At 61.2% G+C, this 26,488-nt stretch carries 29 protein-coding genes, 1 tRNA gene and 1 pseudogene; 19 read left to right on the top strand and 12 right to left on the bottom strand.

What is annotated here, in order from left to right; translation table 11 throughout:
- Window positions 1-7: 7 nt before the first annotated feature.
- Window positions 8-154 carry a hypothetical protein gene (locus AC1DPR_RS18810; protein ID WP_167354926.1) on the bottom strand — a complete coding sequence of 49 codons (147 nt, stop codon included), beginning with the start codon at window positions 152-154 and terminating at the stop codon, window positions 8-10.
- Window positions 155-329: 175 nt separating this feature from the next.
- Between AC1DPR_RS18810 and AC1DPR_RS18805 the strand changes: the two genes are divergently transcribed.
- A complete protein-coding gene (locus AC1DPR_RS18805) occupies window positions 330-974 on the top strand; it encodes a ThuA domain-containing protein (protein ID WP_477816864.1) in 645 nt (214 codons plus the stop codon).
- Window positions 975-999: 25 nt separating this feature from the next.
- On the opposite strand, the gene AC1DPR_RS18800 is transcribed toward AC1DPR_RS18805, so the two are convergent.
- Window positions 1,000-2,031 (bottom strand): LacI family DNA-binding transcriptional regulator, encoded by a 1,032-nt coding sequence (locus AC1DPR_RS18800; RefSeq protein ID WP_192241120.1) that lies wholly within the window; start codon window positions 2,029-2,031, stop codon window positions 1,000-1,002.
- Window positions 2,032-2,174: 143 nt separating this feature from the next.
- Here AC1DPR_RS18800 and AC1DPR_RS18795 point away from each other — a divergent pair, with 143 nt between their 5' ends.
- The 6 genes and pseudogenes from AC1DPR_RS18795 (at window position 2,175) to AC1DPR_RS18770 (ending at window position 6,632) form a co-directional block, all read left to right on the top strand.
- Window positions 2,175-3,263 (top strand): fatty acid desaturase family protein, encoded by a 1,089-nt coding sequence (locus AC1DPR_RS18795; RefSeq protein ID WP_477816863.1) that lies wholly within the window; start codon window positions 2,175-2,177, stop codon window positions 3,261-3,263.
- A 31-nt stretch (window positions 3,264-3,294) separates the two neighbouring features.
- The gene (locus AC1DPR_RS18790; protein ID WP_018857747.1) at window positions 3,295-3,609 is read left to right on the top strand and encodes a MocE family 2Fe-2S type ferredoxin; all 315 of its coding nucleotides are present in this window, start codon (window positions 3,295-3,297) and stop codon (window positions 3,607-3,609) included.
- Window positions 3,610-3,619: 10 nt separating this feature from the next.
- Window positions 3,620-4,846, top strand: coding sequence for an NAD(P)/FAD-dependent oxidoreductase (locus AC1DPR_RS18785; protein WP_169681363.1), 1,227 nt, complete (start codon window positions 3,620-3,622; stop codon window positions 4,844-4,846).
- Between the two features lie 29 nt (window positions 4,847-4,875).
- On the top strand, window positions 4,876-5,673 hold the full coding sequence (locus AC1DPR_RS18780) for a 3-methyl-2-oxobutanoate hydroxymethyltransferase (RefSeq protein ID WP_477816862.1): 798 nt from the start codon (window positions 4,876-4,878) through the stop codon (window positions 5,671-5,673).
- Window positions 5,674-5,734: 61 nt separating this feature from the next.
- Window positions 5,735-6,211, top strand: a pseudogene (locus AC1DPR_RS18775) (hypothetical protein); the annotation flags it as partial.
- Window positions 6,212-6,218: 7 nt separating this feature from the next.
- Window positions 6,219-6,632: a c-type cytochrome gene (locus AC1DPR_RS18770; RefSeq protein ID WP_477816874.1), complete on the top strand. Its 414-nt coding sequence runs from the start codon at window positions 6,219-6,221 to the stop codon at window positions 6,630-6,632.
- A gap of 138 nt (window positions 6,633-6,770) precedes the next feature.
- Here AC1DPR_RS18770 and AC1DPR_RS18765 read toward each other — a convergent pair.
- Window positions 6,771-6,847 (bottom strand) — tRNA-Arg (locus tag AC1DPR_RS18765).
- Window positions 6,848-6,919: 72 nt separating this feature from the next.
- Window positions 6,920-8,083 carry a M20 aminoacylase family protein gene (locus AC1DPR_RS18760; RefSeq protein WP_018857751.1) on the bottom strand — a complete coding sequence of 388 codons (1,164 nt, stop codon included), beginning with the start codon at window positions 8,081-8,083 and terminating at the stop codon, window positions 6,920-6,922.
- A 157-nt stretch (window positions 8,084-8,240) separates the two neighbouring features.
- Here AC1DPR_RS18760 and AC1DPR_RS18755 point away from each other — a divergent pair, with 157 nt between their 5' ends.
- Together AC1DPR_RS18755 and AC1DPR_RS18750 are read left to right on the top strand one after the other, a co-directional pair.
- Window positions 8,241-9,365, top strand: a complete 1,125-nt coding sequence (locus tag AC1DPR_RS18755; RefSeq protein ID WP_025661862.1) for a D-alanyl-D-alanine carboxypeptidase family protein — start codon at window positions 8,241-8,243, stop codon at window positions 9,363-9,365.
- Between the two features lie 12 nt (window positions 9,366-9,377).
- Window positions 9,378-10,538: a CobW family GTP-binding protein gene (locus tag AC1DPR_RS18750; protein ID WP_018857753.1), complete on the top strand. Its 1,161-nt coding sequence runs from the start codon at window positions 9,378-9,380 to the stop codon at window positions 10,536-10,538.
- Window position 10,539: 1 nt separating this feature from the next.
- Here AC1DPR_RS18750 and AC1DPR_RS18745 read toward each other — a convergent pair whose 3' ends face one another.
- The 5 genes from AC1DPR_RS18745 to AC1DPR_RS18725 form a co-directional block, all read right to left on the bottom strand.
- Window positions 10,540-10,764 (bottom strand): sulfurtransferase TusA family protein, encoded by a 225-nt coding sequence (locus tag AC1DPR_RS18745; RefSeq protein WP_018857754.1) that lies wholly within the window; start codon window positions 10,762-10,764, stop codon window positions 10,540-10,542.
- Window positions 10,765-10,768: 4 nt separating this feature from the next.
- On the bottom strand, window positions 10,769-11,992 hold the full coding sequence (locus AC1DPR_RS18740) for a L,D-transpeptidase family protein (RefSeq protein WP_018857755.1): 1,224 nt from the start codon (window positions 11,990-11,992) through the stop codon (window positions 10,769-10,771).
- 188 nt (window positions 11,993-12,180) lie between these two features.
- Window positions 12,181-13,134: an acetyl-CoA carboxylase carboxyltransferase subunit alpha gene (locus tag AC1DPR_RS18735; RefSeq protein ID WP_018857756.1), complete on the bottom strand. Its 954-nt coding sequence runs from the start codon at window positions 13,132-13,134 to the stop codon at window positions 12,181-12,183.
- A gap of 61 nt (window positions 13,135-13,195) precedes the next feature.
- Window positions 13,196-14,149, bottom strand: a complete 954-nt coding sequence (gene xerD, locus AC1DPR_RS18730) for a site-specific tyrosine recombinase XerD (protein WP_025661865.1) — start codon at window positions 14,147-14,149, stop codon at window positions 13,196-13,198.
- 4 nt (window positions 14,150-14,153) lie between these two features.
- Window positions 14,154-14,330: a hypothetical protein gene (locus tag AC1DPR_RS18725; RefSeq protein ID WP_018857758.1), complete on the bottom strand. Its 177-nt coding sequence runs from the start codon at window positions 14,328-14,330 to the stop codon at window positions 14,154-14,156.
- Between the two features lie 146 nt (window positions 14,331-14,476).
- Here AC1DPR_RS18725 and AC1DPR_RS18720 point away from each other — a divergent pair, with 146 nt between their 5' ends.
- The 4 genes from AC1DPR_RS18720 to AC1DPR_RS18705 are packed head-to-tail and all read left to right on the top strand — an operon-like array spanning window position 14,477 to window position 18,034.
- Entirely contained in the window at window positions 14,477-15,064 is a 588-nt protein-coding gene (locus tag AC1DPR_RS18720) for a shikimate kinase (RefSeq protein ID WP_062374831.1), read from the top strand.
- Window positions 15,064-16,194: a 3-dehydroquinate synthase gene (gene aroB / locus AC1DPR_RS18715; protein WP_112667914.1), complete on the top strand. Its 1,131-nt coding sequence runs from the start codon at window positions 15,064-15,066 to the stop codon at window positions 16,192-16,194. Before AC1DPR_RS18720 ends, aroB begins: the two co-directional genes overlap by 1 nt.
- Window positions 16,191-17,501 (top strand): HlyC/CorC family transporter, encoded by a 1,311-nt coding sequence (locus tag AC1DPR_RS18710; RefSeq protein WP_018857761.1) that lies wholly within the window; start codon window positions 16,191-16,193, stop codon window positions 17,499-17,501. Before aroB ends, AC1DPR_RS18710 begins: the two co-directional genes overlap by 4 nt.
- Before the next feature lie 53 nt (window positions 17,502-17,554).
- Complete coding sequence (locus AC1DPR_RS18705; protein WP_026371843.1) at window positions 17,555-18,034, top strand: DUF2938 domain-containing protein; 480 nt, start codon at window positions 17,555-17,557, stop codon at window positions 18,032-18,034.
- 55 nt (window positions 18,035-18,089) lie between these two features.
- On the opposite strand, the gene AC1DPR_RS18700 is transcribed toward AC1DPR_RS18705, so the two are convergent.
- The gene (locus AC1DPR_RS18700; RefSeq protein WP_026371844.1) at window positions 18,090-18,371 is read right to left on the bottom strand and encodes a BolA family protein; all 282 of its coding nucleotides are present in this window, start codon (window positions 18,369-18,371) and stop codon (window positions 18,090-18,092) included.
- Window positions 18,372-18,471: 100 nt separating this feature from the next.
- Between AC1DPR_RS18700 and AC1DPR_RS18695 the strand changes: the two genes are divergently transcribed.
- The 4 genes from AC1DPR_RS18695 (at window position 18,472) to AC1DPR_RS18680 (ending at window position 23,355) form a co-directional block, all read left to right on the top strand.
- On the top strand, window positions 18,472-19,083 hold the full coding sequence (locus AC1DPR_RS18695; RefSeq protein ID WP_018857764.1) for a J domain-containing protein: 612 nt from the start codon (window positions 18,472-18,474) through the stop codon (window positions 19,081-19,083).
- Window positions 19,084-19,395: 312 nt separating this feature from the next.
- On the top strand, window positions 19,396-20,388 hold the full coding sequence (gene cobS, locus AC1DPR_RS18690) for a cobaltochelatase subunit CobS (RefSeq protein WP_018857765.1): 993 nt from the start codon (window positions 19,396-19,398) through the stop codon (window positions 20,386-20,388).
- Window positions 20,389-20,400: 12 nt separating this feature from the next.
- Window positions 20,401-22,302 (top strand): cobaltochelatase subunit CobT, encoded by a 1,902-nt coding sequence (cobT, locus tag AC1DPR_RS18685; RefSeq protein ID WP_018857766.1) that lies wholly within the window; start codon window positions 20,401-20,403, stop codon window positions 22,300-22,302.
- A 21-nt stretch (window positions 22,303-22,323) separates the two neighbouring features.
- A complete protein-coding gene (locus AC1DPR_RS18680; protein ID WP_477816861.1) occupies window positions 22,324-23,355 on the top strand; it encodes an esterase-like activity of phytase family protein in 1,032 nt (343 codons plus the stop codon).
- Window positions 23,356-23,492: 137 nt separating this feature from the next.
- On the opposite strand, the gene AC1DPR_RS18675 is transcribed toward AC1DPR_RS18680, so the two are convergent.
- Window positions 23,493-24,128 (bottom strand): queuosine precursor transporter, encoded by a 636-nt coding sequence (locus AC1DPR_RS18675; RefSeq protein WP_113470279.1) that lies wholly within the window; start codon window positions 24,126-24,128, stop codon window positions 23,493-23,495.
- 115 nt (window positions 24,129-24,243) lie between these two features.
- A complete protein-coding gene (gene rpmB, locus AC1DPR_RS18670; RefSeq protein ID WP_024316182.1) occupies window positions 24,244-24,540 on the bottom strand; it encodes a 50S ribosomal protein L28 in 297 nt (98 codons plus the stop codon).
- Window positions 24,541-24,778: 238 nt separating this feature from the next.
- On the opposite strand from rpmB, the gene AC1DPR_RS18665 reads away from it, so the two are divergent.
- The gene (locus AC1DPR_RS18665; RefSeq protein ID WP_113470299.1) at window positions 24,779-25,555 is read left to right on the top strand and encodes a DUF3108 domain-containing protein; all 777 of its coding nucleotides are present in this window, start codon (window positions 24,779-24,781) and stop codon (window positions 25,553-25,555) included.
- Between the two features lie 30 nt (window positions 25,556-25,585).
- Window positions 25,586-26,479 carry an aromatic amino acid exporter YddG gene (gene yddG / locus AC1DPR_RS18660; RefSeq protein ID WP_018857771.1) on the top strand — a complete coding sequence of 298 codons (894 nt, stop codon included), beginning with the start codon at window positions 25,586-25,588 and terminating at the stop codon, window positions 26,477-26,479.
- Window positions 26,480-26,488: the final 9 nt, after the last annotated feature.

Below are 26,488 nucleotides of genomic sequence, written 5' to 3'. Positions count from 1 at the left end.
TTATCCCTCAGCCGGCGAAGCGTTCCATCTGGAAGGCTGCGACCCGATCTGTCTTTGGCGTCGTGATCGGTCCCGCCGATTTATAGGTGGTTGCCAGCAACAGGCCGCTGACGACAAGATATGCGAATGCAAGCAACGTCAGTTTCATACGCATGGCGAGCACTCCCTCCGTTTTCCGCGAAACGCAGAACGGGTCGGAAAGTTCCGCCTTCCGAGAGTCGGAAGAAAATATGGTCCGGCAAGGCTTGCACTGGCTTGCTCGACCCGTCTTGTCGTAAAGAAGATCTGGCCGCTCTCGGCGGCCCAATGTGTTCGGCAAGGGAGTGCTTATGCGCAAAGCGATCATCGTCTGGGGCGGTTGGAGCGGCCACGAGCCTGAAGCGTGCGCCCACCGCGTCGCGGACCTGTTGCGCGAGGATGGCTTTGCCGTCGAGGTGACCGGCGACCTTGGCATCTTCGGGTCAGCTGTGATCGCGGGCGCCGATCTGCTCGTGCCTGTAGTTACCGGCGAGAAAATCGAGAAGGCGCACGCAGACGCGCTGGTGGAGGCTGTGCGCGGCGGTCTCGGCCTCGGGGGGCATCACGGCGCGCTGGCGACTTCATTCAAGGAGAGCGCACCGTTCCGGTATGTCTCCGGGGTAACATGGGTCTCCCATCCCGGCAACATCATCGATTTCCGCGTCAACGTGACCCGTCAGCATGATCCTGTGATGGAGGGGATTCCCGACTTCGACTATCGGTCCGAGCAGTACTACCTCCACTACGATCCGTCGGTCGAAATCCTGGCGACGACGCGCTTTTCCGGAGAGTATGATTCGGCCGCCCGCAACGTGACAATGCCCGTTGCCTTCAAGCGCCAGTTCGGGCAGGGGCGTGTGTTCTATTCCGCTCTCGGCCATGTCGCGAGCGAGTTCGACCACCCCTATATGCGCCTCATTCTTCGACGCGGATTGTCCTGGGCCGCACGGCGCTAAGGCGGAGGACGGGTCGCCGGCAGGGCTAGATGTTCTCCGAGGTGTAGATATCGAAGGGCAGGAACGATTGACCCGGGACCGCGTCGTCCTCTGATCCTATCGAGGTTGTCATCAATGTGATCAGCTCGGTGCAGAGGTTCCTGACGGGCGTCGCGATCGCCATGGTCACCACGTCGTCGGCGAGTGCCGAGCGCGAGTCCGGCGTCAGTTCGTTGACGACGACGACAAGCTTGCCGGCGAGACCTTCTTCGCGAACGGCGGAGATCGCGCCTTCCATGCCGCCGCCGCAGACATAGAAGCCGACGAGATCAGGGTGCTGCTTGAGGAGATTGATGGTGGCTTCGTGCGTTATTTCAGGGGTTTCGAGGTTGATCAGCGTCTCGAGAACCTCGAAATCCGGGGCGTTCTCTCGAAAATAAGAGCGGAAGCCGATCTCGCGCAGTTCATGTCCATGATAGCGGTGGCTACCGACGAAGCAGGCGACCTTGCCGGGTTTCTTGGCAGCCTTTGCGATCATCCAGGCGGCCGTGCGGCCGACCTTTCGATTGTTCAGCCCGATATAACCCTGTCGCACGCCACTGGCGAGATCGGACAGAATGGAAAAGGCAGGAATGCCCCTGGCCTTCAGATCTTCAACCTCGGCCGCGACGGCCGGATAGTCCGGACCGACCAATGCGATCGCCTGGTTGCGGCTGGCGAGAAGCTTCAGCTTTTCAATGATCGCAGCAGGCGTGGACGCCGTCGCATATTCGATCTGGGCGGTTATGCGAGACGATGTGTTGGCATGCGCCGCTTGCTCGATTTCCCTGGCGAGCGTTTGGTAGAACGACTGCGTCGGACGCTGCAGAAGAAAGCCCAGCCGATGATGCGGGAGGTCCTGGAATACCCGTTGCCGGAGCAAGCCGACCGCATGGTAGCCGATAGAGGCCGCCGCGTTATAGACCCGCCGTGCCGTCTCCTCCCTAACCCGATGCCGGCCGTTCAGCACACGATCGACCGTCGCGACGCTGACGCCCGAAGCATTCGCCAGATCCTGTATTGTCGGTCGCTTCACCATTCGGTCCTTGCAAGAATCCATCATTGTGATGTGGTCGCAATGATGTCTTTTGATAGAATACATCAAGGCTGCATTGTCGCTTGATGAAAGTCAACATATTCTCGTCTGCATAGGCCGGGAGGGATGGCATGCGGGAGGTTGAGATGGCTGATCAGACGAGGAAGCGGGACTACAGCCTGCTCGGTGAAAGCGGCCGCACAGCCGTTGACATGGGATTGGCCGCCGCCGAGTGGTATCACACCGAGGTTGCGCGCAAGGACATGAAAGCGCTGATGCAGCGCTCCGACGCTCCGGCTATCCTTGACACGATCATCTGGCTGGGCGCAATGATCCTCCTTGGCGGACTTGGCGTCTACTTCTGGGGCTCGTGGCTCTGCGTGCCCTTCTTTCTGGCATATGGGGTGCTTTACGGTTCGGCATCGGATAGCCGCTGGCACGAGTGTGGTCACGGCACGGCCTTCAAGACGCGCTGGATGAACGACGCGGTCTATCAGATCGCCTGCTTCATGATCATGCGCAATCCGGTGACCTGGCGCTGGAGCCATACGCGCCATCATACCGACACTGTCATCGTCGGCCGCGATCCCGAAATTGCGGTAATGCGTCCGCCGGATCTGCTGCGGCTGATCCTGAACTTCTTCGGCATTCTCGATGTCTGGCACGCGATGGTCGACATGCTGCGCAATGCCGTCGGCGTCATCGGCGTAGAGGAGAAGACCTTCATCCCCGAGATGGAACAGCCCCGCGCGATATTTATCGCCCGCATCTGGCTTGCCATCTATGTCGCGACGATCGCCGTTGCGATTGCGATGGGCTCCATCCTGCCGCTGGTGCTGATTGGCCTGCCCAGGCTCTATGGCGCGTGGCATCATGTGCTGACCGGACTGTTGCAGCATGGGGGCCTCGCGGACAATGTCATCGACCATCGTCTGAACAGCCGCACGGTTCACATGAACCCCATCAGCCGCTTCATCTACTGGAACATGAACTATCACGTCGAGCACCACATGTTCCCGATGGTGCCCTACCATGCGCTGCCGCGCCTGCATGCGATGATCAAGCACGACCTGCCGGCGGCAAACCCGTCGATCTGGTCCGGCTATCGCGAGATGCTCCCGGCATTCCTGCGCCAGCTGCGCAATGAGGACTATTTCCTGAAGCGCGAACTGCCGGCGACGGCGCGTCCCTATCGCGAGGAATTCCACGCCGAGCTTGCGCCGGCTGCCCAATAAACAACGCCAAGCATAAGCCTGGGAGGACGAGATGAGCGGAAATTGGATCGAGGTCTGTGCCGTCGAGGACATCGACGAAGAGGACGTGATGCGGTTCGATCACCAGGGCAGGACGTTCGCGGTTTATCGCAGCCCCGACGATGAATTCTTTGCAACGGACGGATTGTGCACGCACGAGCAGGTCCATCTGGCCGACGGCCTGGTCATGGACGAGATCATCGAATGTCCCAAGCACAATGGCCGTTTCAACTACAAAACGGGGCAGGCGAAGGGAGCGCCGGTTTGCGTCAACCTCGGCACCTATCCCGTGAAGGTCGAAGACGGCGCTGTCTTCATCTCGATCTGAGGAGGCTGTCATGACCCATTTCGTGATCATCGGGGCAGGGGAATGCGGCGCCCGCGCGGCATTTGCCCTCCGCGAAAAGGGATTTGACGGCGAGATCACGCTGATTGGAAGCGAGGCGCTCGCGCCGTACGAGCGGCCGCCGCTTTCGAAGGCGTCCGACCAAGGGACTGAGGAACCGAAATTCATCGCCGAACTGGAGAGATATGCCGCAGGCGGCATCAGTCTGCTGACCGGCCTGACGGTTCAGGATCTCGACCGTCAAGCAAAGTCCGTTACGCTTTCCGATGGCTCTACCATTGCCTATGACAAGCTGTTGCTCGCGACCGGCGCCCGTGCGCGGGTGCTTCCTGATATTGCCGAGGACAGCAAGCATATCTGCTCGCTGCGCACCCATGCCGATGCGGTGGCACTTCGCAGGGCAATGGTGCCCGGAAAGCATATTGTCATCATCGGCGGCGGCTTTATCGGCCTGGAGCTTGCCGCGACGGCGCGTGCGCTCGGAACTTCCGTAACGGTCCTCGAGGGCCTGGAACGCGTGCTGAAGCGCGGCGTCCCGGAGGAAGTTGCCGGGGTGATCTGCGAACGGCATTCGCTCGAGGGCGTCGATATCCGCTGCGGGGTGGCTATAACAGCCATTGCGGAAGACGACGAAAAGGCCGTTGTCCACCTGTCCGACGGCAATATGATCGGCGCGGACCTCGTGCTTATCGGAATCGGCGCCACTCCCAATACGGAGCTTGCCGCGCGGGCCGGTCTCACAATCGACAATGGGATTGCCGTCGATGAATTCCTGCGCACCTCGGCGCCTGACATCTACGCAGCCGGCGACTGCTGCTCCTTCCCCCTCGCGATCTATGGCGGCCGGCGTGTGCGGCTCGAATCCTGGCGGAATGCCCAGGAACAGGGAGCATTGGCCGCCGCCAACATGATGGGGCTTGGCACATCCGTTTCCGCCGTTCCCTGGTTCTGGTCCGATCAGTATGACGTAACGCTGCAGATCGTCGGCCTCGCGGAGGGCGCCGTTCAGCATTTGCGCCGCGACCTCGGCGACGGCGCTTTCATTCTCTTTCATCTCGATGAAGCCGGCAGGCTGCTTGCGGCCAGCGGCATCGGTCGCGGCAACGTGGTCGCGCGCGATATCCGGCTTGCCGAAATGCTGATTGCGGCGCGCGCGCATCCGGATCCGGCAGCGCTTGTCGCAAGCAGCGTCAAACTGAAATCCCTCCTGGCCGCCTGACTGGCTGCCGCATTCTCAAGGTATCGGCGATGGGCAAACAACTGCGACCGACTGTGCATGACCTCCTAGCGATGAAGGGCAAGCGGCAACTCAGCATGCTGCGCGTCGTGTCGCTCGAAGAGGCGGAAGCGGCCGAGGCTGCCGGCATCGACCTGATTTCCGTGCCGCCGGAACTTCTTTTCGATCCGCGGTTCCGCGATGCCGCCCCGGGGCGTTTTGCCATTCCGGGTGGCGAATACGGCCAGAGCGGCGCCACCACCGATGAGATCCTGCGCTCGGCGGTAAAGATGCGGGCGGCCTCGGCCGATGCCTTCTATTGCGCCGCCAGCCTGCAGACGATCCGGCGGCTGCGCGACGAGCATATTCCGGTCTGCGGACACACGGGGCTTATCCCGTCGCATGCCACATGGACGGGCGGCTTTCGCGCGGTCGGCAAGACGGCCGAAACGGCGGCTCTTGTCTACAAGCAAGTGAAGGATCTGGAGGCCGCGGGTGCCTTCAGCGCGGAGATCGAGGTCGTGCCGGCCGAGGTAGCGGCAGCGATTTCTGAACACACCTCCATGCTCATGATCTCCATGGGCGCCGGCAGCGGATGCGACGCCCAGTATCTCTTCTCCGAGGACGTGCTCGGCCTAAACCGCGGGAAATATCCGCGCCATGCCAAGGTCTATCGCAACCTGGCGGCCGAATATGACCGCATCCAGGCTGAACGGATCGCGGCATTCCGCGAATACGCTACCGACATCGCCAGCGGCGCCTATCCGGAGGAACGGCATCGCGTGTCTGTCGATGCGGAGGAGTTGGAAGGTTTTTTGTCACGGCTTTAGGTAGTCGGAGACCAAAAGCGTTTCTCTCCTCATCGCCTGACTACCTCGCTGGCACGTGGAAATGATTGCCGCCCAGTGGGTCGAGAAGGCGCGCGTGACCGCCGGCAAGGCAGATCGAGCTATTCGGGTGGGGGATCGGGGTATATACTTCGCGATCATCGTGTTGGCGGAGGGGAAGACCGATGCGTGGGCTACGCAAGGCCGCCCACTTCACGAGGCGGTGAAGAGCGGCGGCCCGACTGCCATCGCGGCCGCCCTCGACGCCGGGGCTGACATCGAAGAGCAGGACAAAGGGAGCCAATCCTCTTTCCTGGCCATTCGTAGCGAACATCCCGAAGCGGCAGAGTTGCTGATCAAGCGCGGCGCCAACGTGAACAAGGAGTCGGCGATCGGTCTGCCGATCACCGGTGCCGTCCTGAACAACTCCGTCGTTCTCATGCGAGTGCTCTTGGCGCATGGTGCTGATCCCAATACCGCGGCGAGGGGTGAGCGAATGCTGCACATCGCTGTGGCGAACCGTTGTCTCGATTGCGTCAAAGTGCTTGTTGAAGCTGGCGCAGACGTCAACGCCACATGGGTGCGGGGGAGATCCGGCTCGTCTGCCGGCCATCATCACGCCCTACCACCTTGCAAGGCGCGACAACCACTCCGAGATCGCAGACTACGTGTTGGCTCATGGCGTCATTATTCAAAAACCCGAGCCGATTTCCGCCAAGCTGGCCAACGGTGATCCGACAAAGGGCGCGGCGTTCTTTGTCTCCAACTGCGCCACGTGCCATGCAACAAAGGCGCAGAGCGGGTCCACCAGGTGGCCGAACCTCTGGAAGGTTGTCGGGCGCGACAAGGCATCGGCGAATTTCAACCGCTACTCCCAGACCCTGTTGGCGTGGGAGGGGACTTGGAAGTTCGAGGACCTCACATTTTTCTCGCCGGTCCAACCCTCACAACCCCAGGCGTAAACATGGAGATTCGTGGAGCGCCTGATGAAACTGATCGACTGAACGTGATCGCATATCTGCGAACGCTCGGCGACGCGCCGGTTCCGTTGCCCTGAACTCAGAGCGGAAGCGTGCAGTACGACACGGTTACTGAAATAATGGTGATCCCGACGCGATTCGAACGCGTGACCCTCAGATTAGGAATCTGATGCTCTATCCTGCTGAGCTACGGGACCACTTGAGCGTCATGCATACAAAAGGCTTGGCCGGAAGCCAAGCTCTTTTGCATGTGTAACTGACGTCAGATTTCAGGCGCCGAGGCGCTGTTCGGCGAGCCGCACCCAGTAGGAAATGCCGTGGGCGATGGTTTCGTCGTTGAAATCGTAGGCGGGGTTGTGCAGGCCGGCCGTGTCTCCGTTGCCGATGAAGATGAAGGCGCCGGGACGGGCGTTCAGCATGTAGGAGAAATCCTCGCCGCCCATCATCGGGTCGATCTCCGCATTGACGTTGCCTGCGCCAGCAATCTCGCCGGCGATGCGGACGGCGTGGCCGGTTTCCGTCGCGTGGTTGAAGGTGACGGGATAATTCCGGTTGAAGTCGATATCAACCTCTGCGCCGTGGGCGGCAACGAGGCCGTTGACGACCTGCTTCAGGCGGGTTTCGGCGAGGTTACGCACCTCCTCATTGAGCGTGCGCACGGTGCCGGCGATCGTCGCGTCGTTCGGGATGACGTTGTGGGCGAAGCCCGCGTTGAACTTGGTGACCGAGACGACGACCGAACGCAGCGGATCGACATTGCGGGAGGCAATCAGCTGCAGATTGCTGACGATCTGAGCGCCGATGGCGATCGGGTCGATCGTGCGGTGCGGCTGGGCCGCATGGCCGCCGCGGCCCTTGATGGCGATGGTGAATTCGTCGGTGGCGGCCATGATCGCGCCGCTACGGATGGCAAAGTGCCCGACAGGAAGACCCGGCAGATTGTGCATGCCGTAGACCTCTTCGATGCCGAAGCGCTCCATCATGCCGTCCTTGACCATCAGGTTGCCACCGCCGCCGCCTTCTTCCGCGGGCTGGAAGATGACCGCGATGTTGCCGTTGAAGTTGCGCGTCTCGGCCAGATACTTGGCCGCGCCGAGCAGCATGGCCGTATGGCCGTCGTGACCGCAGGCATGCATCTTGCCAGGTGTCGTGGAAGCCCAGGGCTTGCCGCTGATTTCGGTAAGCGGTAACGCGTCCATGTCGGCGCGCAAACCGATGGTGCGCCCGCCCTCGCCCTTGCCTTTGATCAGACCGACGACGCCGGTCCTGCCGATGCCGGTGACGATCTCGTCGACGCCGAATTCCTTGAGTTTTTCAGCCACGAAGGCGGCGGTGTTCTCGACCGCAAAAAGAAGTTCGGGGCGTGCATGGATATGCCGGCGCCACTCTGTCACCTCGTCTTGAAGTTCGGCGGCTCTGTTCAAAATCGGCATGTCAGCTTCCTGTCGTGAAATCGAAACGGGGACGGGATCGGGTCGCAAGGACACGATGCCGCAGAAATAACTTAATCAAGGCCCTTTGCCATGTCATGGCCATATACGTTAAATAGGGGAAACTTTCGAGACTTCCGGACATCTTTAAGGACGAACCGTGTTGACGCGCCAGAACCGTTTGCTTGCCGCCTTGCGGCCGCTTTCAATCGTAGCTTCCGCAGCCGCCATCGCGCTCTCGGCCTCCGCTCAGGCCTATGCGAATCCGCATATTCTGGTGGATGTGCAGAGCGGCCGCGTGCTGGAGCACGAGGAAGCCTTCCGCAAATGGTATCCGGCTTCGCTCACCAAGCTCATGACCGTCTATACGGTTTTCGACGCGGTTCGCGCCGGCCAGATCAGCCTCGATACCCCCATCGTCATGAGCAAGCGGGCGGCAGCCCAGCCGCCGGCAAAGATGTATTTCAAGCCGGGACAGAAGCTGACGCTCGACAGCGCGCTGAAGATCCTGATGGTCAAGTCGGCAAACGACATTGCGGTTGCCGTTGCCGAGGCCGTCGGCGGAACGCAGGAAGCCTTTGTGCTGAAGATGAACGCCGAGGCGGCGAAGCTCGGCATGACCGACTCGCATTTCGTCAATCCGAACGGCCTGCCCGGCAAGGGCCAGTATACGACGGCGCGCGATCTTGCGGTCCTTTCCGTGGCGCTTCGTCGCGAGTTCCCGCAATACGCCGGATACTTCTCGCTTGAAGGCATCACGACGGGCACCAAGAACGTGCCGAGCATCAACGTGCTGATCGGTCGTTTTGCCGGCGCCGATGGCATGAAAACCGGCTTCATCTGCGCCTCGGGCTTCAACCAGATCGGTTCGGCGACGCGCAACGGCCGTACCTTGATCTCTGTCGTGCTCGGCACGGACAGTCTTGCGGCGCGGGCGGATGCCTCCGCCGACCTGCTGCAAAAGGGCTTCACTTCGCAGTTTGCCGCGCCCGATACGCTCAGTTCATTACGGCCCTATGGCCCGGGTCAGGATCAGGTCGCCGATATTACCGCCGATATCTGCAGCGCCAAGGGTGCCAAGGTCCGCAGCGAAACGCGCGACGAAGTGGGCCGCATGAAGGTTCAGTCTCCCTATATCCAGGAAATGGACCACGACCCCAACTTCGTCTTCGCAGGACTGATCCCGGGCCAGAACGAACCGCAGCCGGACAAGTTGGCGACCGCGGATACCGCGGGAACGATTGCCAAGGTCCCGGTTCCGCTGCCACGCCCGACCACTTTCTGAGGCCACTTTGACATGAGCGCTGTTTCCGATCGGATACCGGTCACCATCCTGACCGGCTTTCTTGGCGCCGGCAAATCCACCTTGCTGAACCGGATCCTCAAGGATCCGGCGATGAAGGACGCCGCCGTGATCATCAACGAGTTCGGTGATGTCGGCATCGATCATCTACTGGTGGAAAGCTCGGGCGATGCGATCATCGAACTGTCGGACGGCTGCCTATGCTGCACGGTGCGCGGAGAGCTCGTCGATACCCTCGCAAATCTGATGGACGCGGTACAGACGGGCCGCGTCAAGCCGGTGAAGCGCGTCGTGATCGAGACGACCGGCCTTGCTGATCCGGCACCGGTCATGCAGGCGATCATGGGCAACCCCATCATCGCCACCAATTTCGACCTCGATGGCATCGTGACGGTGGTCGATGCAGTCAACGGCTCGCAGACCCTCGACAATCACGAGGAAGCGGTGAAGCAGGCCGCGGTTGCCGATCGGCTGATTCTCTCCAAGCGGACAATGGCTTCGCCAGACGTGTTGGAAGCACTGGAGGCGCGTCTCGATGCGCTCAATCCGCGTGCCGCATTGATGGATGCCGACAGCGCCGAAGCAGGGCAGGTCAGTGTGCTCGTCAACGGCCTCTACGATCCGACAAACAAGATTGCCGACGTCGGACGCTGGCTGCGGGATGAGGATGCGCATGAGGCGCATCACCAGCATGACCATCATCACCATGGTGCTGACGACCATCACCATCATCATCACGGGAACGATCACCAGGACCCACATGATGTGAACCGCCACGATGCATCGATCCGGTCCTTCTCGATCGTCGAGGACAAGCCGATCGACCCGATGGCGCTCGACATGTTCATCGATCTCTTGCGTTCGGCGCATGGCGACAAGCTGCTGCGGATGAAGGCGATCGTCGCGGTCTCGGACCGCCCGGATCGGCCGCTGGTGCTTCACGGCGTGCAGAGCATCTTCCATCAGCCATCGCGCCTGCCCGCATGGCCCGACCCTCAGGACAGGCGCACGCGCATGGTGCTGATCACCAAGGATCTGCCGGAAGCCTTCGTCAAGGATCTGTTCGACGCGTTTCTCGGCAAGCCGCGCATCGACACGCCGGATCGCACCGCGCTGCACGACAATCCGCTTGCCGTGCCGGGAATGCGATTTTAATCTATCGCTTGCGGATGAGGAAGCGGTGGCCGCCTTCCGTCGTCTCAGCCTCGATCAGTTCGTGGCCGTCTTCGTTGCAGAAATGAGGGATGTCGATGCCAGCGAGCGGATCTGTCGTTTCGACGCGGATCAGTGAGCCGCTCGGAAGGGAGGACATCTTGCGGCGGGTCTTCAGCACGGGAAGCGGGCACTTTAGCCCGCGTAGGTCATAGAGGATGGCGCTCACGCCGTCAGTCCCTGCCCCAGAATTTCCAGAACGGCTTCTTCGAGGCGACTTCCACCGGTTCGGGCTGTTGTACCGGCGCGAATGCCAGCGGGCTCGGCGTTGGGATCGGAACCTGAGCCGGAACGGCAGCGGCGACGGCAATTTCCTTTGCTTCGGAGGATGCCGGCGTAGCATTGGGCGCCGCATTTGCGGCAACCGCGGACGCGGTCTTGCTCGCCATCATCTCTTCGAGGTCCGCGACCTTGACCATCTTGCCCGCCTCCAGCGAGGTGCCGGTCGGTGCATAGGCCAGTTCGCGACCCTTTCGCAGCTTAGCGACCACGGCCTTGCGCTCCGCCTCGCTCGGGTCGTACCAGGCCATGCCATCATACTTCTTCATGGCCTTGGCGTAGTCGGCATCGTAGGTCTTGCCGTAGGAGGCAAGCGCGGCGGTCAGCGCCGGCGGCGTCGACATTGCCGGGCACTTGCCGGCCGGATTGAACTCGCCATTGTCGGTTGACTGCTGGTTGAAGACGTATTTCTTCTCGCAGAAATTCACCTCGGGAGGACGCTTGGTGACCTCGAAATTGTCGTAGCCGACCTTCAGCATGTTCCAGAACTCGATGTTCGGGTTCAGGCGATGGCGCACCATGTTTTCCGCGGTCATGCGGAAGGGGAAGGCCTGAAGCTGCACTGTCGACTGGCCGCCGGCAAAGGCGTCACGGGCAAAGGCGTAGATCTCCAGTACCTGCTGGTCGGTCATCGAGTAGCAGCCCGACGAAGAGCAGGCGCCGTGAATCATCAGGTTGGTGCCATTGTGGCCGTTCACAGCGTCATAGCGGTTCGGAAAGCCGGTGTTGATCGCGAGGTAGTATTTGGAGTTCGGATTGAGATTGGCGCGCGTCAGGTTGTAGAAGCCTTCCGGGGCCTGCCGGTCGCCCTCTTTTACCTTCGGGCCGAGGCGGCCAGACCAGGCGCAGATCTTGTAGTCGGCGATCTTGTCGAAGCGATTGTCGGTTTTCGCCTTCCAGATCTCCAGCGCGCCTTCTTCCTTGAAGATGCGGATCATGATCGGCGAGTTGCGCTGCATGCTCTTGGCCGACATCTCGGACAGGATGCGTGGCGGCAATGGCTGCTCGACCTTGTTCTTGACGCTGGAAAGATCGACCTGGGCGGTTTCCAATGCATCGTTGCAGCCGGCCAAAGCCAGCGCCATCAGGGAAACATATGCAAAATGACGAATGCGCATTCAAAAAAGCCCATCAACAGTATGCAACCCGGCCCCGGCACGCGGAGCGAATCATAGGCTGACTATGGTTCACAAACTCTTAGCAGCCTATGAAGCGCGCTCGCGTCCCCCGCAAGTAGTAATGTTATTGATAACATTATTGTGGCCAAGGTTTGGCCTCATTCACGGCGCAGCCGCGCGTTTGTGCACTACAAATTGCGGCCCATGTTGAGGAATTTCTGCCGACGCTCGTTGCGAAGCTGCTCGCCGGTGCGGTTGGAAAGCTCGCCCAGAGCTTTGGCAATGACATCACCGGTCGTGGCGATCACGCTGTCCGGATCGCGATGCGCGCCGCCGAGCGGCTCGCTGATGACGCCGTCGATGATGCCGAGCGCCTTCAGGTCCTCGGACGTGATCTTCATGTTGGTGGCGGCTTCCTTGGCGCGGGCGGAATCGCGCCAGAGGATCGAGGCTGCACCTTCCGGCGAGATGACGCTGTAGATCGCATGCTCCAGCATGTAGACGCGGTTGCCGGTGGCGATCGCGATCGCGCCGCCCGAGCCGCCTTCGCCGATGACGACGGAAACGATCGGTACCTTCACAGAGAGACACATTTCCGTCGAGCGGGCGATGGCTTCGGCCTGGCCACGCTCTTCGGCGCCGACGCCCGGATAGGCGCCTGCCGTGTCAACGAGCGTGATAACAGGAAGGCCGAAGCGGTCAGCCATCTCGAGAACGCGGATCGCCTTGCGATAGCCTTCGGGGCGGGCGCTGCCGAAATTGTGCTTCAGGCGGCTCTTCGTGTCGTTGCCCTTTTCCTGGCCGAGAACGGCGACGGGCTGGCCGCGGAAGCGGGCAAGGCCTGCCTGGATTGCGGCATCTTCGGAGAACTTGCGGTCGCCGGCAAGCGGCGTGAATTCCTGAAACAGCGTCTTGGCATAGTCGACGAAATGCGGTCGCTGCGGATGGCGCGCAACCTGCGTCTTCTGCCAGGCGTTGAGCTTCGAGTAGATGTCGACCATCGCTTCGCGAACGCGAACTTCGAGCCTGCCGATTTCATCTGACGTGTCGATGCTCTCGTCTTCCGTGGCGAGCTTCTTCAGTTCGATGATCTTGCCTTCGAGGTCGGAGATCGGCTTTTCGAAGTCGAGATAGTTGTGCATGAGGTGCGTTTCCGTTCCTTTGCCGGGGCTAGTTTGATGAGCTCGCCCTTTGTCGCCGGTCCTATTCCTGCTTTTTGGCCTGTTTGGCAAGGGGGTGGTGCGTTTGGACCAGTTGTTGAAGCCGTTCCTCCAACACATGCGTATAGATTTGCGTGGTTGAAATGTCCGAGTGGCCGAGCAGTTCCTGAACGACGCGAAGATCCGCGCCATTGGCGAGAAGATGACTTGCAAATGCATGCCGCATGACATGCGGCGAGATCATAGATGGGGTAAGACCTGCCCGGATCGCAAGATTTTTCAAATCACGCGCGAAAACCTGACGCGGCAGATAGCCCTCCTTGGACGCTGCGGGAAACAGCCAAGGGCTTTCCTGCGGCACTTTGGCGGCGTCGTTTTCAGCGGCGAGCATACGGCCGTAGAGCTTGAGCGCCACGATCGCCGACTGCGATAGCGGCACAAGCCGTTCCTTGTTGCCCTTGCCGCGGATCATCAGGAAGCGTCCGTCCTGGTCGAGCACGCGGGCCGGAAGCGAGACGAGTTCGCTGACGCGCATCCCCGTTGCGTAGAGCAGTTCGAGCAGGGCCAGCATGCGAAGGCGCTGCAACTGTCCGGGCGCGGAATCCTGCGCTTCGGTTTCCGCCTGCTCGAGCAACCGGCCAACTTCGTCGACCCCCATCGTTTTCGGCAGAGCCCGGCCTTTCTTCGGCGCATCGAGAACGCCGGTCGGATCGTCGGTGCGCAGACCCTCGGCGTAAAGGAACTTATAAAACTGGCGCATCGCCGCCAGTCGCCGCGCCTGCGAGGAAGGCTTGAAGCCTTGGGCGGCAAGGGAAGACAGGTAGGCCGAAAGATCGGCCGACGCCGCCTCCAGCAGGCGCACTCCCTTGCCGTTCAGGAAACCGTGCAGATCGTCAAGATCCCGCTCATAGGAAGAGAGTGTATTGGCCGCAGCGCCCCGCTCCGCGCTCATCATTTCCAGAAAGGCTTCGACGTGAACCCAGCCGAGATCCTTCATTGTCTCACTTCTTGGACGGGTTGATGGCGCCGGTGGCCGGAGGATTGACCCGCTCGGACGGAAGGCGGATCGTCACGTCGCGCTCCTGTGGCTCGACAAAAGCAACCAATGCCCACATCGTTCCGTATATCGCACCGGCGATGATCGCCAATATGGCGAGAAAACGGAACAGACTTGGCATTCAGCGACTCCATGGCTCTGCTTCTTTATGAAGAAGCATGTTTGCAAGTGCAAGAAGGCGCATTTGGACCACGTTTCCCTTGCCCGCGACTTGACGCTACACCTGCATTTGTCGATACCGTTCGCAAACAAAGTGTGAATGGACCAATGAGCGACCCAGTTCTGACCGTTGCCGAAAGCTTGAAAGACAGGGCTCGTGCTGCGCTCGGTTCTCGTAACCTGATCCTCGTCGGATTGATGGGCGCGGGCAAGTCCTCCGTCGGCCGGATCGTCGCGCATCAGCTCGGCATCCCTTTCGTCGATAGCGACGCCGAGATCGAGAGGGTCTCCCGCATGTCCATCGGTGAGCTCTTCGCGGCCTATGGCGAAGAAGAATTCCGGGCGCTCGAAACCCGCGTCATGAAACGCCTGTTGAAGAATGGTCCGCGGGTGGTCTCTACCGGCGGCGGCGCCTTCATCAACGACCGGACGCGCAAGCATATCAAGAAGGGCGGCGTCTCCGTCTGGCTGAAGGCCGACCTCGACGTTCTCTGGGAGCGGGTCAACAAGCGTGACACGCGGCCGTTGCTCAAGACCGAGAATCCCAAGCAGACCCTCGAAAACTTGATGAATGCGCGTTATCCGATCTACGAGCTCGCCGACCTCACCGTCCTCTCGCGCGATGTGCGCAAGGAACTGATGGCGGAAGAAGTACTCAAAGCCGTGATCGACGCCCGAACCGAAAGTGCAGCCTGATGAATGCTGATGCCTCCGCCTCCGAACGCAAGGTTCACGTACCGCTCGGAGAGCGCGCCTACGATATCCTGATCGGGCCGGGCCTGATCGCACGCGCCGGTACTGAGATCGCCTCGCGCCTGAAGGGCCGCAAGGCGGCTGTCATCACCGACGCACATGTGGCGCCGCTCTATCTGGATGCGCTGGTTCAAAGCCTCGAGGCGGCGGGCATCGCGTCTGCCACCCTCGTGCTTCCGGCGGGCGAGAAGACCAAGAGCTTCGAGCACCTGATGACCGTTTGCGACAAGGTCCTCGAAGCGCGGATCGAGCGCAACGACTACGTGATCGCCCTTGGCGGCGGCGTTATCGGCGACCTCACGGGCTTTGCGGCGGGCATCGTGCGCCGCGGCGTGCGTTTCGTGCAGGTTCCGACCTCGCTGCTGTCGCAGGTCGATTCCTCGGTCGGCGGCAAGACGGGTATCAACAGCCGCCACGGCAAGAACCTGATCGGCGTTTTTCATCAGCCGGATCTGGTGCTCGCCGATACCGATGTCCTGAATTCGCTGAGCGCTCGCGAGTTTCGCGCCGGCTACGCCGAGGTCGCGAAATACGGACTGATCGACAAGCCTGATTTCTTCTCCTGGCTGGAAGCCAACTGGCAGGCAGTCTTTGCCGGCGGTGCCGCGCGCATCGAGGCGATTGCCACCAGCTGTCAGGCAAAGTCGGATGTCGTCGTTGCCGACGAGCGCGAAACTGGACAACGCGCCCTCCTCAATCTCGGCCACACCTTCGGCCACGCGCTGGAGGCTGCGACCGCCTATGACAGCGCTCGCCTCGTTCATGGCGAAGGTGTTTCGATCGGCATGGTTCTGGCGCACGAGTTCTCGGCGCGCATGAACCTGGCAAGCACGGATGACGCCCGCCGTGTCGAAACCCACCTGAAGGCCGTCGGCCTGCCCACCCGCATGTCGGAAATTCCGGGAGCGCTGCCGCCGGCCGAAATGCTGATGGACACGATTGCCCAGGACAAGAAGGTGAAGGGCGGCAAGCTGACCTTCATCCTGACCCGCGGCATCGGGCAGTCCTTCGTCGCCGATGACGTACCTGCGTCGGAAGTGCTGAGCTTCCTCAAGGAGAAACACCCGCGATGACCCTCGACGGCACGTTGGCATTTTTTTCCGCATACTGGCCGGAAATTGTCTCTATCGTGGCCCTCGTCCTCATGTCGGCGTTCTTCTCCGGCTCGGAGACCGCGCTGACCGCCGTCTCCCGCAGCCGCATCCACACGCTCGAAGCCAACGGCGAGCAACGTGCGGGGATCGTGCGTCAGCTTATCGAACGCCGCGACCGACTGATCGGCGCGCTGCTCATCGGCAACAACCTCGCCAACATCCTGTCCTCGTCGCTGGCGACCAGCCTGTTTCTTGGCGTCTTCGGCAATTCCGGCGTGGCGCTCGCCACCTTGGCGATGACCGTCATCCTGGTCATCTTCGCCGAAGTGCTGCCGAAGAGCTGGGCGATTTCCACCCCCGATCGGTTTGCGCTGAACACGGCTCCTGCAGTCAAGATGTTTGTCGCCGTCGTCGGTCCGGTTTCGTCCTTTGTGAATGCGATCGTTCGCCGGATACTGTCGCTCTTCGGCATCAATCTCTCGCGCGAAGTCTCGATGCTCTCCGCGCACGAAGAACTGCGCGGCGCCGTCGATCTGCTGCATCGCGAAGGATCGGTGGTGAAGGCGGACCGCGACCGTCTGGGCGGCGTCCTTGATCTCGGCGAACTCGAGCTCTCCGACATCATGGTCCACCGCACCGCGATGCGGGCGATCAATGCCGACGATCCGCCTGAGGTCGTCGTACGGACAATCCTTGAAAGCCCCTTTACCCGCATGCCGCTCTGGCGTGGCACGACGGATAATATTATTGGCGTTGTTCATGCGAAGGATCTTCTGAGGGCGCTTGCCGAGCCGAATGTCGAGCCGGAGAATCTCGACATTTCGAAGATCGCCCAGAAGCCCTGGTTTGTGCCCGATAGCACCAGCCTCGAGAACCAGCTCAACGCCTTCCTGCGCCGCAAGCAGCACTTTGCTGTCGTCGTCGACGAATATGGCGAGGTGCAGGGCATCGTGACGTTGGAGGACATTCTGGAAGAGATTGTCGGCGATATTTCCGACGAGCACGATATCGAGATGCAGGGCGTGCGCCAGGAGGCCGACGGCTCGATCGTCGTCGACGGAACGGTGCCGATCCGCGATCTCAACCGGGCGCTCGACTGGCACCTGCCCGATGAGGAGGCGACGACGATCGCTGGTCTGGTCATCCACGAATCCATGACCATTCCGGAAGAGCGCCAGGCCTTCACCTTTCATGGGAAGCGCTTCATCGTCATGAAGCGCGAGAAGAACCGTATCACCAGGCTTCGTATCCGCTCGGCCGAGGAGGACGGGGCGAAGCCGGCCTGACCTTCGCCGATCTGGCCGAGGGGGCCGGCGGCACATTTTTGATGGGATTTCACATGCTTGATATTATCTGGCGCTCTGTGATCATCGGTATCGGCGCGACCGCGCTCATGGATATCTGGACCGTGCTCTACGGCGTCACGTCTGGTGGCGGGCTGCCGAATTGGGCGCCGGCCGGGCGCTGGTTCAGGGAAGTGGCCAAGGGCCGCGTCTTTCACGACGACATCAATGCCGCCGAACCCTATCGGCACGAGCGGGCGCTCGGCTGGATTGGCCATTATGCCGTCGGCATTATCTACGGTCTGCTGCTGGTGCTGATCGTCGGCTCCGCCTGGCTCGATACGCCGACTTTCCTGCCTGCCTGGATCTTCGCCATCGTCACCGTCGGCGCCGGCTGGTTCCTGATGCAGCCGGGCATGGGGCTCGGAGTGGCGGCCTCCAAGACGCCCAATCCGAACAAGGTGCGCGTTCTCAATCTCGTTGCGCATACCTTCTTTGCGCTCGGGCTCTACGGCACGGCGCTTCTCATCCGCTAAGTCTTTGCGGCGCTCTTGGGAGAGCGCCGCCCAGTTCCTATATTCACGCAGCCGCCTACCAGCGCACCGGCTCCCCAGGGGCTGCCGGTTCGACGGCGAGTGCATGCAATCCGGCATCCAGTTCTGGCTTCAGAAGCTCCGTGATCGCACGGTGCCGCGCCAGTCGCGGCATGCCGGCAAACTTGGCGGATACGATGCGCACCCGGATATGGGTCTCGCCGGTGCCCGTCATGTCAGGCTGATGGCCCGCATGAAGATGGCTTTCGTTGATGACGCTGAGGCGCTCCGGCGCGAACGCGGCGGTCAGCTTTTCTTCGATGCGGGTCTGCAGTGTCATGGTCTCGTTGCTTTGCGAAAAAGGTTCCCACCAAGCCAGCAACATTCCGGTTTGTCAATTCTTGTTGTCGCCTCTTCGCAGGCCCATAATTAGCGCCGTCATGAGACTCGATTCCAAATATTTCGACCGCATCCGCACCCGCCGCAAACGCGAGCAGGAAACCGAACAGGCACCCCCTGCCTGTCAGTGGGATGGCTGCGACAAAAAAGGCGTGCATCGCGCTCCCGTCGGACGCAATGCCGAGGGACAGTTCTTCCTGTTCTGCTTCGAGCACGTCAAGGAATACAACAAGGGCTACAACTACTTCTCCGGCCTTTCCGACGGCGAGATTGCGCGCTACCAGAAGGAAGCGATAACAGGGCATCGCCCGACCTGGACGGTCGGCGTCAACAAGGCCGCCAAGAACAGCCCGCTGCACTCCGATATGCGCTCGGGCTCCTACCGGGTGCGCGATCCCTTCGGCTTCGTCAACGGCACCAAGGGGAGCGGCCCGCGCTTTCCCGAGCAGCGCAAGCTGAAAAGCCTGGAAGCCAAGGCCTTCGACACGATGGGGCTTGATGCCAGCGCCACCTCCTCTGAGATCAAGAGCCGCTACAAGGAACTGGTCAAGAAGCACCATCCCGACGCCAATGGCGGCGACCGCGGCTCGGAGGAACGCTTCCGCGCCGTCATCCAGGCCTATCAATTATTGAAGCAGAACGGTTTTTGTTAATTCCCGTCCTTGCTCTTGGTCTTCAATCAGGTATGGTCCCAAATCGGCTGAGGCCGCAGGCAACCGCGGCATAAGTTTCTGCGTTTGTCCCACAGGCGCCTCGGCCACTTCCGGGCGCGGCGTTTCTTGTCCGGGACTTTGTTCAAGAATGCTCGCTAGCGGTAGATTATCGCCCCCGAGGTTTCGTTTCAGTCCCGGAGATGCATCGCCGACGTTCCGACATGAACGAGCGCGGGGTAAACTGCGGCGTCATGGTTGCGAAATGGGCTGAGACAGTATGGCCGGGTGTCGGGCACCCGCCTTGGAGACATGATGAGCAAGATTGACCTTGATATTTCGGAGCTTCCGGACACCACCGTTTCGGTCAGGGAGGTCTTTGGTATCGATTCCGACATTCGCGTGCCGGCCTACAGCCAGGGCAGCGCCTATGTTCCGGACCTCGACCCCGACTATCTCTTCGACCGCGAGACGACGCTCGCCATTCTTGCCGGCTTCGCCCATAACCGACGCGTGATGATTTCAGGCTATCACGGCACGGGTAAGTCCTCGCACATCGAACAGGTCGCCGCCCGCCTCAACTGGCCCTGCGTGCGTATCAACCTCGACAGCCATGTCAGCCGTATCGACCTCGTCGGCAAGGACGCAATCGTGCTCAAGGACGGCCTGCAGGTCACCGAATTCAAGGACGGCATCCTGCCCTGGGCATACCAGCACAATGTCGCGCTCGTCTTTGACGAATACGATGCCGGCCGCCCTGACGTCATGTTCGTCATCCAGCGCGTGCTGGAATCGTCCGGCCGCCTGACGCTGCTCGACCAGAGCCGTGTCATCCGTCCTCACCCAGCCTTCCGCCTGTTTGCGACGGCAAACACGATTGGTCTTGGTGACACGACCGGCCTCTATCACGGCACGCAGCAGATCAACCAGGCGCAGATGGACCGCTGGTCGATCGTCACCACACTGAACTACCTGCCGCACGACCATGAAGTGAACATCGTCGCTTCAAAGGTGAAGAGCTTCGGGAAGAACAAGGAAGGTCGCGATCTTGTCTCCAAGATGGTGCGCGTCGCCGATCTGACCCGTGCTTCCTTCATGAACGGTGACCTGTCGACCGTCATGAGCCCGCGTACGGTTATCACCTGGGCCGAGAATGCCGAGATTTTCGGTGACATCGCCTTCGCTTTCCGCACCACCTTCCTCAACAAGTGCGACGAGCTGGAGCGTCCGTTGGTTGCCGAGCATTACCAGCGCGCCTTCGGCGTCGAGCTGAAGGAAAGCGCCGCCAACATCGTCCTGGAGGCCTAAGGCCAACCGATCATGGCTGCTCGCGGTGACAATTCGAAAGCAAAGCCCGGCTCGCCTGTCGACGTCGAGCCGTTGCGCCGGGCGATAACCGGCAGTGTGCGCGCGATCGCCGGCGACGGCGACGTCGAGGTGACCTTCGCCAATGAACGCCCTGGAATGACGGCCGAAAGGATCCGTCTGCCGGAGCTTTCCAAGCGCCCGACCATGCGTGAGCTGGCGATTACGCGCGGTCTCGGCGACTCGATGGCGCTGCGGCTCGCATGCCACGACGACAAGGTTCATGCGACGATGGCCCCGCAAGGCTCCGACGCGCGGGCAATCTTCGACGCCGTCGAGCAGGCGCGCGTGGAATCGATCGGTGCGCTGCGGATGGAAGGCGTGGCCACGAATCTCCGGACGATGACCGACGAGAAATACTCCAAGGCGAATTTCTCCGGCATCGAGCGGCAGGAAGACGCGCCGATCGGCGAAGCGATGGCCATGATGGTGCGTGAGAAGCTGACGGGCGAGAAGCCGCCAGCCTCCGCCGGCAAGGTGCTCGATCTCTGGCGCTCGTTCATCGAGGAGAAGGCTGGGTCCGACCTCGACGACCTTCCCTCCGTCATCGGCGACCAGCAGGCCTTTTCCAAGGTGATCCGCCACATGCTCTCCGCCATGGAAATGGCGGAAGAGTACGGTGACGACGACAGTCAGCCAGAGTCCGACGATGAATCGGAGCAGGAAGACCAGCCGAACGGCGACGAGCAGGATCAGGACGAGGTCGATGACGATGCGGGTTCGGATGCCGCGCCCGTAGAGGACAGCGAGGTCGCCGACGAGCAGATGGAGGACGGCGAGACCGAAGGCGCCGAGATCTCCGACGACGACATGCAGGAAGAAGGCGAGGAAGATTCCGAGACGCCGGGCGAGACCCGCCGTCCGAACACGCCCTTCGACGACTTCAACGAGAAGGTGGACTACCACGTCTTCACCGAGGAGTTCGACGAGACGATTACCGCCGAAGAGCTTTGCGACGCGGCCGAGCTCGAGCGCCTGCGGGCCTTCCTCGACAAGCAGCTTGCGCACCTGCAGGGCGCGGTCGGTCGACTGGCCAACCGCCTGCAACGCCGCCTGATGGCGCAGCAGAACCGTTCCTGGGATTTCGATCTCGAGGAAGGCTATCTCGACCCGGCACGCCTAACGCGCATGATCATCGACCCGATGCAGGCGCTCTCCTTCAAGATGGAGCGCGACACGCAGTTCCGCGATACGGTGGTGACGCTTCTGATCGACAACTCGGGCTCGATGCGCGGCCGTCCGATCACGGTTGCCGCCACCTGCGCCGATATCCTGGCCCGCACGCTGGAGCGTTGCGGCGTCAAGGTCGAGATCCTGGGCTTCACGACGAAGGCCTGGAAGGGCGGACAGGCGCGCGAGAAGTGGCTTGCCAGCGGCAAGCCGCAGACGCCGGGCCGTCTCAACGATCTGCGGCATATCATCTACAAGTCGGCCGACGCGCCCTGGCGTCGCGCGCGGCCCAATCTCGGCCTGATGATGCGCGAAGGGTTGCTCAAGGAGAACATCGACGGCGAAGCGCTTATGTGGGCGCATAACCGCCTGATCGGCCGCCGTGAGCAGCGCAAGATCCTGATGATGATCTCCGACGGTGCGCCGGTGGATGACTCGACGCTGTCGGTCAATCCGGGCAACTACCTGGAGCGACATCTGCGTGCCGTCATCGACCGGATTGAGACGCGCTCACCGGTAGAGCTGCTGGCAATCGGCATCGGCCATGACGTGACGCGCTATTACAGGCGCGCCGTAACGATCGTCGATGCTGACGAGCTGGCCGGTGCCATGACCGAGCAGCTTGCGTCGCTGTTTGAAGATAAGACCGCCCAGCCGCGGGGCGGTCGCCTCCGCCGCGCCGGTTAACCGCGAAAGGACGCTTTCTGGATGCTCCGGAAGCCCTTCGCCAGCCTGATGTCAATTGCTTTCGGGCTGGCGGCTCTCATGTCGTCGGCGCTTGCCGAGGGCGACGTCGAGGTCCGCAGTCGCGTCATCACCGAATTCAAGATCGGCTCCGATGAGATCAAGTTCGGCTCGCTCGAGTTTCTCGGCGGGCTGGAAATGGTCTCGCCGCAGCGACTGTTCGGCTCTCTGTCGTCGATCCGGTTTCGATCGGACAAGACGCATTTCGTCGGCGTGCTGGACACCGGTCACTGGATGACGGGCCATATCGAACGCGATCCGCAGGGACGCCTGTCGGGTCTCGCCGAAGTCGCCATCACGCCGATGAAGAACCGCGTGGGGCGCAGCTTCGAAGGCAAGGGGTATATGGATGCCGAGGGCCTGACGCTGCATGGCGACCGGATCCTCGTTTCCTTCGAGCAGGATCATCGCGTCGATGTCTATCCCGATCCGGGTTTCGAGACATCGCGTGCGATCGATGCCCTTCCGATTCCCTTTCCCAAGAAATCGCTGCGGGGGAATCGCGGCTTCGAGACGATCGCCGTTGCGCCCGTCGACAGCGTTCTGAAAGGGGGCACATTGATCGTCGCGGAACGCAGCCTGGATGCCGACGGGAATGCCTATGCAGCGATCTTGGACGGGCCGCAGAAGGGACGCCTGTCGCTCGCTCACTATGGCGATTTCGACGCGACGGACGGAGCCTTCCTGCCGAACGGTGATCTCCTGCTCCTGGAGCGCCGTTTCAACATGGCGGAAGGTATCGGAATGCGCATTCGCCGCATCAAGGCGGCCGACATCCGCCCGAGCGTCGTCATGGACGGCGAGATATTGCTGCAGGGCGACTTCAGCTACCAGATCGACAATATGGAAGGTCTGGATGCCTTCGCAGCCGAAGACGGCACCACGCATGTAGTGATCGTCTCCGATGACAATCACTCCATCCTGCAGCGAAATCTGATGCTGGAGTTCCGGTTGGTGGAACCGCGAGCCGGCGACACGGCTCGCTTACAGAATTGAAACCTGGCATCAGTCGCCGATCACTGGAAGCAGCGTAACCGCAAAATAGCCAGTCGTTCAGCGAGTTTCCGTGTGCTCGAACGCAAAACGGCGGAGCATCGGCTCCGTCGTCCGTCCGAGATAGTGGCTTCGGCTTTTTAGTTGGCGGGTGCGGCCTGCATCGGGCGCAGCACGTTCATCAGTGCGCCATAGGGCAGGAGCATCACGAGGCCGACGATCATTTTTACCGAGAAATCGCCAATCGCCCAGGAAATCCAGCGCGGTGCCGCAGCGGAAAAGACGCCGAGGATTGGCGCCGATTCAAGCGCGAAGGGATCGTTCGGGCCGAGGAAGACGAAGAAGGCCGCAAAGGCGAAGGAGAAGAAAATCACCGTGTCCAGCATCGACCCGATGAGCGAACCGACGAGCGGTGCGCGCCACCAGGCCTGCCGGCGCAGGCGGTTGAAGACCGAGATATCGAGCAACTGCCCAGCGAGGTAGGCCGAGCCGGAGGCGATCGCGATACGCGGAACCGAGGTATAGAAGGACAGCGTCACGCCAACGACGAAGCCGGCGAAGACAACCTTGCGGGCTGCCCGCGGGCCGAACTGGCGGTTGGTCAGATCGGTGATTAGGAAGGCGACCGGATAGGTAAAGGCGCCCCAGGTCAGGATGTCGGCCAGGTTGATGCCGGCGAGCTCGGCATGCAGCGGGAACTGGACGAGGAAGTTCGAGGCGACGACGACCAGCGTCATCAGTGCGACATAGATCAGCGTAGAGCGAGTCGTCAGCATTTTTTTATCCTGGGGTATGCCACCAGTTCGAGGAACAATCGGCAAAGCAAAAGGCTTGTCCGGATATTATCCGTGCAAGCCTTTTGAAGCCGTATGAAGAAGAAGCGGTCGAAGCTTACGCAGCAGCAGCTTCGGCAGTCTTCTTGACGATCTGGCGACGCAGCAGACGAGCGCGCATCGACAGTTCATTTTCGCTTGCCTTCAGCAGGAAGGCATCGAGACCGCCGCGATGTTCGACGGAACGAAGAGCAGCAGCCGAAACGCGAAGACGATAACGCTGGCCGAGCGCGTCGGAGATCAGCGTAACTTGGCACAGGTTCGGGAGGAACCGGCGCTTGGTCTTGTTGTTGGCATGGCTGACATTGTTACCAGTCAGGACTGCCTTGCCGGTCAATTCGCACATGCGGGACATGGAACACCTATTCTTGTTTTTCTCGGCCATCGGTTGCAGACCCGCGCAAAATCGGGCTACCAATCCAACAGGCCATGATTGGAAAGTTGCGGTTCTATAGTCAGACAGGCCGCGTGCGTCAAGCCAAACCTTGGCGTTTCCCGCAATTCTGTCAAAAAGCTTGTGTTTGCTTCGTCGTGACTCAGGCGTATAGACCGTGATGAACGGCTTTACCAGCCGCTTGAATAAGGTTCATTTCATGGCTCATCTGGGCAAACGCATTTTTGTTTCCGGGGTCGCGGCGCTGATGGCCATTCCGGCCAGCGCGAGCGAGATCGTGCATCGGACGGAATACAGGGTCTCGCTCGGTATTCTGACGATTGCGCGCGCCGCTTTCCTGACGAAGATCGAGGACGACAAGAGCTACCAGGTGTCGGGTGACATCAGCTCGGCCGGCCTTGCCGATCTCGTTACCAATATCTCCGCCAAGACGAGCGTCGACGGCGTTCTGCGCGGCGACCGACTGCAGGCGTCCCGCTACTATCTCTACTACAAGAGCGGCAAGCGCGCCCGGACATACGAGGTGCGCTACAGCAACGGCAATATCACCTCGACGACGGTGAAGCCGCCCCGAAAGCCTCCGAACAACTGGGTCAACGTACCGGCAAGCGACATGCGCTCGGTCCTCGATCCGATCTCGGGTCTGATCTTTCCCGCAGATGCCAATGTCTGCGCGCAGAAGCTGCCGATTTATGACGGCGAGATGCGCATGGATCTCGTGCTCTCGCCGAAGGGTGCCCAGAATTTCTCGACCACGGGTTTCAACGGCAAGGCGACCGTCTGCAGTGTGCGGTTCGTCCCTCGCTCCGGCTACAAGAAGGGGCGGAAGGATATCGATTATCTGAGCAAGAGCAGCCGGATGGAAATCTGGTTTGCCAAGTCAGACGCGGCAAATGTATATGCTCCTGTTTATGTTCGTATTCCGACGCAATACGGACCGGTGACGATCACCGCTGTAAAGTACGGTGCAAGCTGACGGAGCAGGGGCCTCCGTGAAGGGGGACAGGTGAAGCTTCGGGCGACGCTAATCGGCTTTACGGCCATTCTCATGTGGTCGATCCTGGCGCTGTTGACAGCTGCATCAGGCACCATGCCGCCGTTCCAGCTATCGGCTATCTGCTTTGCCATCGGCAGCATTCCCGGCATCGTCGTGCTGCTCCTCAATCCTTCGCGCCTGGCGCTGCTCAAGCAGCCGGCCAAGGTCTGGGTGACAGGGATCGCCGGCCTGTTCGGGTATCATTTCCTCTATTTCACGGCCATCAGAAACGCCCCGGCCGTCGAAGCCGGGCTGATTGCCTATCTCTGGCCGCTCTTGATCGTCGTCGGATCGGCGCTGCTGCCGGGCGAACGACTGCGCTGGTATCATGTGGCTGGGGCGTTGGCCGGTCTCTGCGGCACCTTCCTGATCGTCGGACGCAACGGCATCAATTTCGATGGCGCCTATGCCGTCGGCTATGGAGCGGCTTTCCTCTGCGCCTTCACATGGTCGGGCTATTCGCTGCTGACACGGCGGTTCGATGCGGTCTCGACCGACGTCGTCACCGGCTTCTGCATCGCGACCTCGATCCTGTCGCTCATTTGCCATCTAGGGCTCGAGACAACCGTCTGGCCGGAAACGGCGTTGCAGTGGATCGCGGTGGTTGGCCTCGGGCTCTTTCCTGTGGGAGCGGCTTTTTATGCGTGGGACTACGGTGTCAAGAACGGCGATATCCAGATCCTGGGTGCCGCAAGCTATGCCGCGCCGCTTCTCTCGACGCTCAACCTCACGCTGTTCGGCTTTGCCGAGCCGAGCTGGCGGATCGCCCTCGCCTGCGTGCTCGTGACAGGCGGTGCCGTGCTTGCGGCAAACGAGATGTTTCGCCGCAAGGCCACGATGGTTGAGCAAGGCGGAATAGCCTAGACGCTGAAA

Source organism: Rhizobium sp. 01T417 (assembly GCF_056398905.1).
The sequence above is the reverse complement of the archived record's forward strand: the minus strand, read 5'-3'. Positions and strand labels throughout refer to the sequence as shown.